The 10288-nt window shown below is 62.1% G+C and carries 6 protein-coding genes; 2 read left to right on the top strand and 4 right to left on the bottom strand.

Annotated features, from left to right (window positions below; translation table 11 throughout):
- Positions 1 to 175: 175 nt before the first annotated feature.
- Together FLV34_RS37915 and FLV34_RS37910 are read left to right on the top strand one after the other, a co-directional pair.
- Positions 176 to 616: a very short patch repair endonuclease gene (locus FLV34_RS37915; RefSeq protein ID WP_147945444.1), complete on the top strand. Its 441-nt coding sequence runs from the start codon at positions 176 to 178 to the stop codon at positions 614 to 616.
- Between the two features lie 431 nt (positions 617 to 1047).
- A complete protein-coding gene (locus tag FLV34_RS37910) occupies positions 1048 to 2982 on the top strand; it encodes a DNA cytosine methyltransferase (protein ID WP_222709783.1) in 1935 nt (644 codons plus the stop codon).
- 4 nt (positions 2983 to 2986) lie between these two features.
- Here the strand turns inward: FLV34_RS37910 and FLV34_RS37905 are convergent, their stop codons facing one another.
- The 4 genes from FLV34_RS37905 to FLV34_RS37890 are packed head-to-tail and all read right to left on the bottom strand — an operon-like array spanning position 2987 to position 10012.
- Entirely contained in the window at positions 2987 to 4723 is a 1737-nt protein-coding gene (locus FLV34_RS37905) for an AIPR family protein (protein WP_147945443.1), read from the bottom strand.
- A 2-nt stretch (positions 4724 to 4725) separates the two neighbouring features.
- Positions 4726 to 5718 (bottom strand): PD-(D/E)XK motif protein, encoded by a 993-nt coding sequence (locus FLV34_RS37900; protein ID WP_187280849.1) that lies wholly within the window; start codon positions 5716 to 5718, stop codon positions 4726 to 4728.
- A 2-nt stretch (positions 5719 to 5720) separates the two neighbouring features.
- Positions 5721 to 8537: a Z1 domain-containing protein gene (locus FLV34_RS37895; protein WP_261986061.1), complete on the bottom strand. Its 2817-nt coding sequence runs from the start codon at positions 8535 to 8537 to the stop codon at positions 5721 to 5723.
- Complete coding sequence (locus tag FLV34_RS37890; RefSeq protein ID WP_261986060.1) at positions 8537 to 10012, bottom strand: ATP-binding protein; 1476 nt, start codon at positions 10010 to 10012, stop codon at positions 8537 to 8539. Before FLV34_RS37890 ends, FLV34_RS37895 begins: the two co-directional genes overlap by 1 nt.
- Between the last annotated feature and the right edge of the window lie 276 nt (positions 10013 to 10288).

Raw genomic sequence — 10288 nt, 5'->3', positions numbered from 1 at the left:
TTGGGGATACTTCCTCGGGGCTGGCATCGTGACGTGATTCTCCCTTCCGCCAGCAGATGATGCTGGCTTCAGGGCCTCCACGAAAGTCGGAGTGGTTCATACAGGCTGACCAAGCTGCCATTGGCTGCCAGGTGATGGTGGCGAGCGGGCGGATGTGCTGGAGAGGCAGGTGAGGATGAGCAGCAAAGAGACATGGGAGCCGACCGAGAAGGGGGCCCACCTCCGGGGACGGCGTACACGGAACACCGAGCCCGAGATCAGACTGCGGAGTGCGGTACACGCGTTGGGCCTCAGGTTCCGTCTCCATCGCAGGCTTGTTGGCAGATGCACTCCTGACTTCGTGCTCCCGCGATGGAGACTCGCTGTTTTCGTCGACGGTTGCTTCTGGCACGGGTGCCCTGAGCACTCGCCCGTGGAGTTCAGGGGTCCCAACGCTGAGCAGTGGCGCTTGAAGATCGACACCAACCGGGCTCGGGACCGTCGCAACGACGCCCTCCTCAAGGAGGCTGGCTGGCGCGTGCTCCGCGTGTGGGAATGCGAGGTCAGGCGCGACGTCCAACGGGCGGCTGAGGAGGTGGCCCGAGAAGCTCGTGGGGAGGGGATGGCCCAAGCCTGACTACCGGCTCTGGCCGAGGTCGGGTGACCCACAAGGGTCGGTCAGGTACGTGACCGGGCGCTCGCGAGCCTATGACGTAACAAGGCCGCGTGATCCTCTTGCTCCATCTACCAGCGGGCGGGTCCGGAGCCCCCGGGTGTGGGTCATAATCGGCGGGACTTGATCATGCTCTCTGCTCCCATAGCTTGTCCACATCGCAGGAACACTGGGCGACGCCCTTACCACACTCCTCTAGGATTGCACCCGGTCACGGCCGGAACTTTGGTTCGGGGCCGAGGCGCGGGAGCCCTGCCGGATTCGCGCTGGAACCTGACGGAGCAGTACAAATCCCAGGTGCCCAGCAGAGTCAGATGGACGCTCTTGCCCTGGCCAGTGGATCTATGATCTCCTGGTGCTCATCGTTGTCGCTGGCGTGGGGGGAGGACCGTGCTGTGCAGAAGAAGTCGCACTACGGCGTACCTCTTGAACGCAGTGATTACTTGGAGCTCAAGCGCCACCGGAACAGTTGTACGCCCGAAGCGTTCGCCGACTGGCTGGAAGGGTTCGGCAAGGGCCGGCGTTTGGCCGTGGACCTTTTTTCAGGGGCTGGTGGCCTGAGCCTGGGGCTTCAGCGGGCGGGTTGGGCGATTGCAGCCGCAGTCGACTGTGACGAGCGAGCCCTGGAAACTCACGCGGCGAACTTCCCCGGTATGAGCCTGAACATGGACTTGGGTGACCCCAGAGAGCGGGACAGGCTTGAAGAGTTCTTGAAGCCTGCCATTGGCAAGATCGACCTTGTGGCTGGGGGACCACCGTGTCAGCCATTCAGTAGGGCAGGCCGCAGCAAGATCCGACACCTCGTTGAGCACCATGGTCGCGATGCGCATGACCTCCGTAAGGAACTGTGGAGCGCTTACCTCGACATGGTCAAACGGATCAGACCTCGCGCAGTCCTGATGGAGAACGTCCCCGACATGGGGCTTGGCGACGACTTCTTCGTTGTCCGTGTGATCGAGCAGCAGCTGGAGGATCTCGGATACGCGACGCAGGTACGCTTGGTGGACGCTTGGCGGTACGGAGTTCCACAGCATCGGAAGCGGCTGATCCTCCTGGCCAGGAGGGACATCGAGAAGTTCGAGTGGCAGGCAGAGGTCCCAGAGAGCGAACGCACCACTTTGCGACACGCCATCGGTGACCTTCCGGAGCTGCATGCAGTGCCGATGGAGCGTGTCGGGTCACGGGAGATGGAGTATGTCACTCCCTCGGAGGGGCTTTCCTCATTTGCGGCTGACATGCGAAAGAGGGCGCGACCGGGAGTCATCTGGGATCACATGACCCGCCGGGTACGTGAGGACGATTGGATCATCTTCAAAAGGATGGAATCCACCACGCTGTACTCGCAGATCGACCCGGAGCTCCAGCGATACAAAGCCGACCATTTCACCGACAAGTACAAGAAACTTGCCTGGAACGATCTCTGTAGGTCGATAACAGCCCACATCGCCAAGGATGGTTACTGGTACATCCACCCGGACCAGAACCGGACGCTGACCGTTCGAGAGGCGGCTAGGGTTCAGACCTTTCCAGACCGATTCCGCTTTGCGGGCACTCGCAGTGACGCCTTCCGGCAGATCGGGAACGCGGTGCCGCCACTTCTGGGCGAGGCCGCAGCCACAGCGCTGCTCCCTGCAGAGGAGCAGCTAGGTGAAGGCGGTATCCAACCGTACTGGCGTACGGTTCGTCGTGAACTAACCGCGTGGGCAGAGCGTCAACGCGCGAACGGTGACTGGTACCACCTCCCCAAGCTGCTCTCGCTACATGCAGCCGTGATAGCTGTGCTATCCGGAGCTCGGGTGCGATCTGATCAGCTACACAAGATCATGGAGACCGTGCGAGGAGAAACTGCTCTGACCAAGGACGTCATGCAGGCGCTTCTCCATGCTGCTCCCACAGCCGCCATCCGAGCGCGTATCAATCGCTTAGCTGGGCTCGTGAGTGACGGCGAGGTGTGGTCCGAAGAGCGGCGGGAGGAGATTCCCAAGCGGCTGGAGATGAAGCCGGCCGAAGTGAAGCTCTACCGCTTGCTGATCGACGAGGACCTTCTCTGGATTGGGCAGAGCGCACTGCGTGTCGCCGCCAGACTGAACAACAGTCCCTCCGATCGCACAAACCGGCTGACGGACGGACGAGTTGACCTCGTGAAAGTGGTTGGGGCGGGTGAGAAGGCGCCCCTACGCATGGCCGCGCTGCGTCTGATCGGAAACACTTTGTGCAGGGTCAGGCAGCCGCTTTGCTACGAGTGCCCTCTCACCCAGTTCTGCACAGGACGCGACAGCGTCTCTCCAGGCGATCTGTTCACTGACGCTCCGAGCGCAGGCCAGGCGTAAGGAATCACGCACCAGTCCATTCGATGTCTTGGACGCGCTTCCAGCACTCCTCCTTCTTCGACCACTCACTTACGTTGCCAGACCCTGGAGCGTTGAGAAGTACCCTGCGGACCAGTTCGCTGAGTCTCACCGCCGCACGCAGAAGCTCCGGCGGCACTCGTTGTGCCCGCCAGATCGACCTGAGCGCCTCCTCCACATCGATTTCCAGGGACAGGCGAGCGATCGTGTAGGTCGTCACATTGGCGAGGTAGCCTGCGCCAGGATTCTCGCTCTGGATCTTCTTCCGGACCTGAATGTAGAAGATGGCCTTCGCCACAAGGTCGCGGAAGTACTGCTCGTCGGGGGTGGCTGTGTCGCGCTTTAGGATGACCTCGAGTGTCCAGTGTTGGAAACACTTCTGGGCACCCAGACTGACGATGTGCGGTGCCTGCTCGAAGGTCATCTCGAACTTGGCTGCGTCAGTCTTCGTGAAGCGCTGGGACCGCGGGTACTCCTTGTCGAACTGCTTCTGGTAAGCCTTCGACTTCCGCGTGCGCTCCACCTGATACTGGCCGCGGACCCGCTCGTAGTACCAGTGGCTGTCGCGTTGCGAGCCGTCTGTCGCCGGCGCTCGCAGTCGACGGGAGAGGCGCTCCAACTCAACGTGGAACGGGCTGTTGGACTGGAAATCCGCTTCGTTGATCGGGTTCTGGGAGTTGGCATACAAGGAGATCTTGGGGACCAGCTCGTCCAGCAGATCCGGCTGCACGACTGTGATCTTTGCGGGTACCTGAACCAGACTGAGATCGGCACGGTCCCTCTTGGCGGCATGGTGCAGTGATGCGGTGGTCTGCCCTCCGTTGACGATCTGGACGTCCTCCAGCCGGAGAAGAAGGGCGCCGTCAAGGGTCTGCTCAACTGATGCTCCGGTGGCAGTCATGGAGATGCCGTTGTTGTAGGCCATGAACCGCCCGGGGTTCTCCTTGATGGTCTGGTTGAGGCCCTTGTTCACCTTGCCCCGGGCCTGGAGGAACGCTCGGACGTTCCGCTGGAGGAGCTTGGCCCCGTGCAGGTCGTACATGTCGGCAAGGAACTGTCCGGGGATGACGGTCAGGAGGCACTGGTGGTCCTGATCCTTGCCCGGGGCTGCGAGACAGGGGAGCTGGCCGCCCAGCTGCTCGAAGTCGATGGTGATGGGTTCTTCCCGCCGCCCGGACAGGTCGAGTTTGTGGAGTCGCTCGATATCCCAGATGTGCTGCACAACCGAGATCTTCCCGATGTGCTCCTCGGGCAGCTCATTTACTGTCGTGCGTGCGTCCGTCAGGAAGAAGACCCGGATCTTTCTGAAGTCGGGCCAGTGGGCATGGATGCTCTGGACCATGTCGAACTCGGGACTGGACTCTTCCATGCGTAGGTGATGGCCATCGCGGCAGGCAGTGGCGAAGTTGACCGCCCAGCGGAGGCGCTTGAGTACGAGGTCGCGAGGCAGTGTCTGCCCTGCGTGCCCGTACTCGGCAACGGCAAGGTCGAGCGCCAGGCCGTCGTCGCTGATGTAGTAGCCGGCGACCTCCATCCGACTCCTGCCGAACGGTGCCGTGTGGTAGCAGGGGGAAAGATCCTCCAGAACGCCGTCCTCGATCAGATAGTCGGCGACCACTTGGACGAAGGCGTCACGCTTGAGCCAGCCGGGCTGCTGTCCAAGTTGGTCTTCGACGCTCTGTTCGAGCGCGATTGCGAAATCTGCCGCGCTTTCCCCCTCCATGGTTACTCCTTCGCCAAACTGCTGGTCCCTGTTACCGCGTCCCTTACGATTCTTTCATCCACCCTGTGTGAGGAGCAGGCGGACAAATCAACAAAATAGGACACAGCGGACACCCCGGCCGGTAAGTCGGCTGGCGTTATTCTTGGAAATGATGCGTCTACGGAAAATGCCTGCCGCCGGGCGAGGACGTACCGGTCGTTGACGTACTGATCGCGGTGCGCATCCAGCCAGCCGACCTCCAGCAGGCAGTTCTCGAACCAGGAAAGCTCGGCTCTCACAGCAGGATGGTCCCGCAGTTCGTCAATGAGTTCGCCCAGCGTGGTGCCGTCGGGGGATGTGCCAACGGCCTGGTGGATCAGGAACAGTTCAGGAATGCTCGAGGTGTCCAACTGCTGCTCGTTGCTGATCCTGCAACGACCGGGGTCGCGACGGGAGACCGTCTTCACCTCGACAGCTGTGGACAGGTGCTGGAAGTCCTGTGGAGCACCGTCAGGACCGACCCATGATTTGACGCCGTTCGGACCGATAGCCGGCAGCATGAGCTCGCGAAGGACCAGTAACTCGCCGTACAAACCGATTCGTGCTTCTGGGGGGAGACCCGTGGTAAGCCCGCGCCCCAGCATCCGACGCCAGGCATTGAGCCTCCGTACGAGGGCGACGACCGGCTTGTCGGCGGGGAGACTGAGTTGGTTGACGAGGTCGGCCAGCAGCGTGCAGAACAGGCGCCGGTCGGTGTCGGGACTGGCCACAACCTCGACGGATCCGTTTCTCGTACGACAGACAAGTCCCGTGGCGAGAACAAGGTCCCGGTCGTCGAGACGATCGTCGCTGTGGACCACAAGGACCCACTCCCTGCTGGGAAGCCGGACCTCGGTGAACACGTCCAGATCGGAGTTCGGGAGTAGTCTCCGGCGGACGGCACCGTGACCGGGCCCTCCTCCGTTCTCTGCCGCATGGAAGGACTGCTCGAGCTCTTCGGGGGTGCTGGGGCTCACTGTCAGTCTTCTTCCTCCTCTTCGACGTCCTCCATGGCCTTCTGGAGGTTCTCAAGGAAGACCTGGTTGACACGGTACTGGATCTTCTCTGCGCGGTCGGAGTTCGGGAACACAACTGCGTACCCAACGATCGGGAGGTCGGGCATGGAAACCTCGATCCCCGAGGCGGCCGCGTCGATCGGATAGAGCAGCAGGAGGCCTTCCGCCGGGTCTCGCATCAGGCGAAGGGATTCACCGCTCGCGCGGGCGGGTTTCTTGCCCTTTCCCCGTGAGCGGAACTCCTCAGCGGTTCGGTCGAAGGCCCGGCGAACTCTGCCTTCAGAAAGCCCGATCGCCTCGTGGGCGGGGCTGACCAGAACGCCAACCTCGAACTCGCTGTCCCGGACGCGAGGGTTCACGATCGGCTTGCGTCTGACCAGCGGGATGTCGAGGCCGTGTGTGGTGAGCCGCGCAGACGAACTACCCCCGGTTACTGCCACAGTCCAGCGGACCAGTTCGTCTCCGGCCATCTGAGCCCTGATGTACCTGGCCAGGTTCTCTGGATTCGCTGTCAGGACGCGGGGGGACACGACGAAGTCCTCGAGGAAGTTCAACACGACATCCGCAGGGACACCCTGCCGGAACAGGCCACGGCCCGCTTCGTGTAGGCGGTCGGCAGGAACCTCAGGGTACGTGAGTGCCGCCTCGACAAGTTCTTCGAGCTGCTTGTAGTTCTGCTTGAGGGCTCGCGCGTCCTTGCGCATGACGAGGGTCTCTGCCCTGGTCCCGGAGAACGTGACGGACATGACGGCTGACGAGCGCATCTTTGCGGCTGCGGTGACCTGAAGGTTCCCGACCCCGTTGAGGACGCGCATGCCCACATGCTCTGGGGTCTGTTCCGCACGGGCGACGGCACTCGTGAGGTCCATGAGTTCGCGATTTGCCCTGGTGATGTGGACGTAGTAGCCGATCAGTTCTGTGGTCGTGTACAGGCGGGTGACGTCCAGATATCCCGGGCGATAGCCGAACCACCGCCCCATCTGGAGCAGGGTGTCGTACGTTCTGGACGCACGCAGGTAATAGGAGATGGTAAGACCTTCGAGCGTCAACCCTCGTGAGAGCTTGTCACCGCCTACCGCCACCACCGTGACAGGCGTGCTGGACTGGTAATCCAACACGTCCGCGGCACTTCCGTTGATCTGCTTGACCGACCGCGATACCTCGTCGAGGATCTGCGGAACGACCTCGCAGACCTCCTCCCAGAGAACAGCCGGCCCCACGGACGAACTGACATCGGCACGGTTGGCGAGATTCGTATAGGTCTCGGCGAAGTCTGTTTCCCAGAGGCGCACGAGTCGTTCGCGTACTTCCTGGCCCCGCTCTCCGAAGTCGTCCCACGCGTCGGCCATACCCTGCAGGTGGGTCTCGACCTGGCGCGCCACCTCACGCTGGACGTCAGTGAACCGGGTGACATGCACCAGCATCGTGTTGTGGCCGCCTGCGATGTTGTAGTCGCGTTCACGGATCTTCCTGATCGCGGTAGCGAGCACGAAGGCGTCAAGCGCCTGTACAAGAGATGCGGGTAGCGGTCCGTTCGGTCGGTCGCCCTTACGGTGCGAGTCGGGAAGCCACGTTTCGTGGTCGTCAACTTCGCGGATAATCGGCAGGGGCTCGCGGATCTCCGCTGCGGACGGGTCCTCCAGCCCGAAGACCACCTCCGGTCCGCAGTAATTCGAAGGGGGCTCAAGCGCCACCATGAAGCTGCGGGGAAACAGGTCAGCTCCGTGCTCGGGATGGTCGGTGGAGGTCGGGATGAAAATGTTGGCGAACGGCGTGGCTGTGTATGCCAGGTACACCCGTTTCTCGAACAACTCCAGCAGCCCCCGGATCGCCTTGTTGATCGCCGTCGGGTCGTGATCGGGATCGCTGTGAGTCCTGTTGCGGGTGGCCTTCTTGGTGTCGACCGATCCGTAGTCAGCCTCATCGTCGATGAGCAGGAGCGGTGCGTTCCGAATCTTCCGGGACCCGTCCGGAAGCGTGGCCGCGAAGTTGCTCAGCCAGTCTTTGAGGTTGTCCAGAATCCGTTTGTTCTTTTTTGCTACGACGAGAATCCGGACTTCGTGGATGTTGATCGGAGTACCCTGGAACTGGGCACTTGTGAAGTCACTGTCTCTGGTGGTCGCGGGCATGCAGGGAACGTCTGGCGCTCGGAGTCCGAGGGCCCCCACGCCGATGATCACGGACGAGTCGGCGGAGGGATTTCGGCTGAACTTGCTGTTGAAGCCGAGGAACTCCTTGTCCAGGCGGGCCTGCGTCTGATGACGCAGGCTTTCATGCTGGCTGGTGAGGACGATGACCACCTGGTAGCCGGCATCTACGGCCTTGCAGATAACACCGGTGTAGCTCGCTGTCTTGCCCGACTGAACCTGTCCGTACACCAACCCGTAGGTCTTGTACGAACCTACTCGCTGGGGGTCCTCCATGAGGCCGAGAATCTGCTGGGTCGACTCGTCCAGGGCTTCGATGGCGCCAGGCTTCCACGTTTTGCTCAGCAGGGTGCTGTAGCGCTTCCAGTATGCGAAGTCGATGCCGTCGCGCCGCGAATCCAACCACGGGACGTGATCATCAGGGTCACTGACCACGACCGCCTGGGGCACCCACACCTCGAACTCCGACTCAAGGTTTCGTGCAACCTCCTCCGCGGAGATCTCTCCCGACGCGCTCAGCATTTCGGTCGCCTTCTTCGCCTCTTCCCGAAGCCGTTCCGGCGTGCGCTCGTGTCTCTCCAGGCCCAGCACGAGCTGCTTGGCCACATTCAGAGCAATACTCGTCGGGTCCATCACGATCGCATCTCCTCGGACTGGATGACCTCTTGAATAAGACCGGGATACTTACTGAAGGGCTCCGCTTTCGCGAGCGCCTCCAAGAGGACGGCTCTCGCCTCCGGATCCTCGGGTAGTCCCGTCAGCATCGACCGGAACGTGGCCACGATCTCTTCGATGTCCGGACTCTCCGGCCTCGGCGTCTCCGGAGACTGGAGTGAGGACACCAGTTCCTGTGAGATCGACTCCACGGGGAGCGTGCTCTCGATCATGTGAAGGAGTCCTTCGACCGCCGAGCCGTTCGAGCTGGCCAGAGCGGCGGCCACGAGAGGATGCTCACGGTTCACCACGTACTCCGAGACACCCAGCCGGCGTACCTGCTGCCAGACGGGATGGATGGTGTCACGCGTGCGCGAGCGTGACGTCGGAGCGCCACGGTAGGCAAAGACCCTTTCTGACCTCGCGCGCACGTCTCTGGCGATCTCGGCTATGCGCGTTTCAAGGACTGAGGGGGGACGTACGCTGGACTTTCTGACATCGACTTCCCACGCCAGATCTGCGCCAGGAGGAATGTCCACAGCCAACCTGGCGAGCCTCGTGGTCTGGGACTTGTGCATGCCCGAAAGCCCCAGCCAGCCGCCTGCCACAACAAGGCGATCTCCGCGATAGACGTAGAACCCCTGTCGGTCCTGCATGCCGCCCGGTCCCGAAGCTATAGCCGCTTCGCTCCTGCTCAGACGGGAAGGGTGAGGAAGGACGACAGGGTTCACACGGATTCTGTGACCGTCATGTTCGAGCTCCTCGATACCGCGATCCTGAGTGGCTGAATGCCGCTTCAGATAGGGGTCCATCGGAGTCAGTTGGCGGCTGCCGACGAACAGCGCGAGCTTGCCCTTCTCCAGGAAGCGATGGAACAGCAAGGAGAGTTCTCTTCCGGCCTCGTTGACGCGTCGGGCCAGGCCCGGTCCGTCGTCGATCCTGTCAAGCTTCCGCCACAGAACCAGGGTGCCCCGGCTGGTGAACCCCACCTGGTGGGCGATCACCGCCGCGTCGTCGTCGAGTTCCCTGATCACTCTCCACTGACGCCGCTCGGCGACATGGTCGATGTCCCATGTGCGAGTTGACAGATTGCTGTTGACGTCTCTGGAGAGAACTGTGAGCCTCCTGGCATGTGACAGGGAGGCTGTCTTGAGGCCGAGGCCGAACCGCCCCAGGTCGCCTGGCTGACGTGCGTGATTGGGATTCCGGGCGAACCGCATTGCAGCCCGCAGCTCGGTCTCGCTCATGCCACGGCCGTCGTCGAGGACTGCAACCCATGCCGCACCGGGATCGGAACAGTAGAGAATGCGAACTGATCTGGCGCCCGCAGTGATGCTGTTGTCGACGAGATCGGCGAGGGCGGTGGGTAGGTCATAGCCGAACGCACGTAGCGACTCGATGAGGTCCTCGGCCTGTGGATCCAGCAGCTCGTCCGCAGGTTCGGACAGCAGCATTTCCACCCCCGGCATTCTCTGGTCTTGGCTCTGTTCAAGAGGCTAGGGGAACGGGCCGACAAAACAACGCTCAGCGGAGGAGGACTCCCCAATTGGGAAGTTTTGTAACCTTTATCCTATTTTGTTCGGTGATGGGGGTATGCGATGCCGGCTAGTCTGGATGCTGGGTGCGATGTGGAGCAATGCTCAGAACCTGTGGATCGGCTCGGGGGCGTACCCTCCCGAGTGATCGATTCGAAGGTCACTGAGTAGGCCGACGTTGGCGCGTCGGCTGGG

Source organism: Microbispora sp. CSR-4, assembly GCF_008033685.1.
GTDB lineage: Bacteria > Actinomycetota > Actinomycetes > Streptosporangiales > Streptosporangiaceae > Microbispora.
Note: the sequence above shows the minus strand (reverse complement) of the source record. Positions and strands in the feature narration are given on the sequence as shown.

What these genes read in the sequence shown, in the direction of transcription:
- FLV34_RS37915 (WP_147945444.1), top strand. Translation starts at nt 176, where the DNA reads ATGAGCAGCAAAGAGACATGGGAGCCGACCGAGAAGGGGGCCCACCTC.
- FLV34_RS37905 (WP_147945443.1), bottom strand. Translation starts at nt 4,723, where the DNA reads ATGGAGGGGGAAAGCGCGGCAGATTTCGCAATCGCGCTCGAACAGAGC.
- FLV34_RS37895 (WP_261986061.1), bottom strand. Translation starts at nt 8,537, where the DNA reads ATGGACCCGACGAGTATTGCTCTGAATGTGGCCAAGCAGCTCGTGCTG.
- FLV34_RS37890 (WP_261986060.1), bottom strand. Translation starts at nt 10,012, where the DNA reads ATGCTGCTGTCCGAACCTGCGGACGAGCTGCTGGATCCACAGGCCGAG.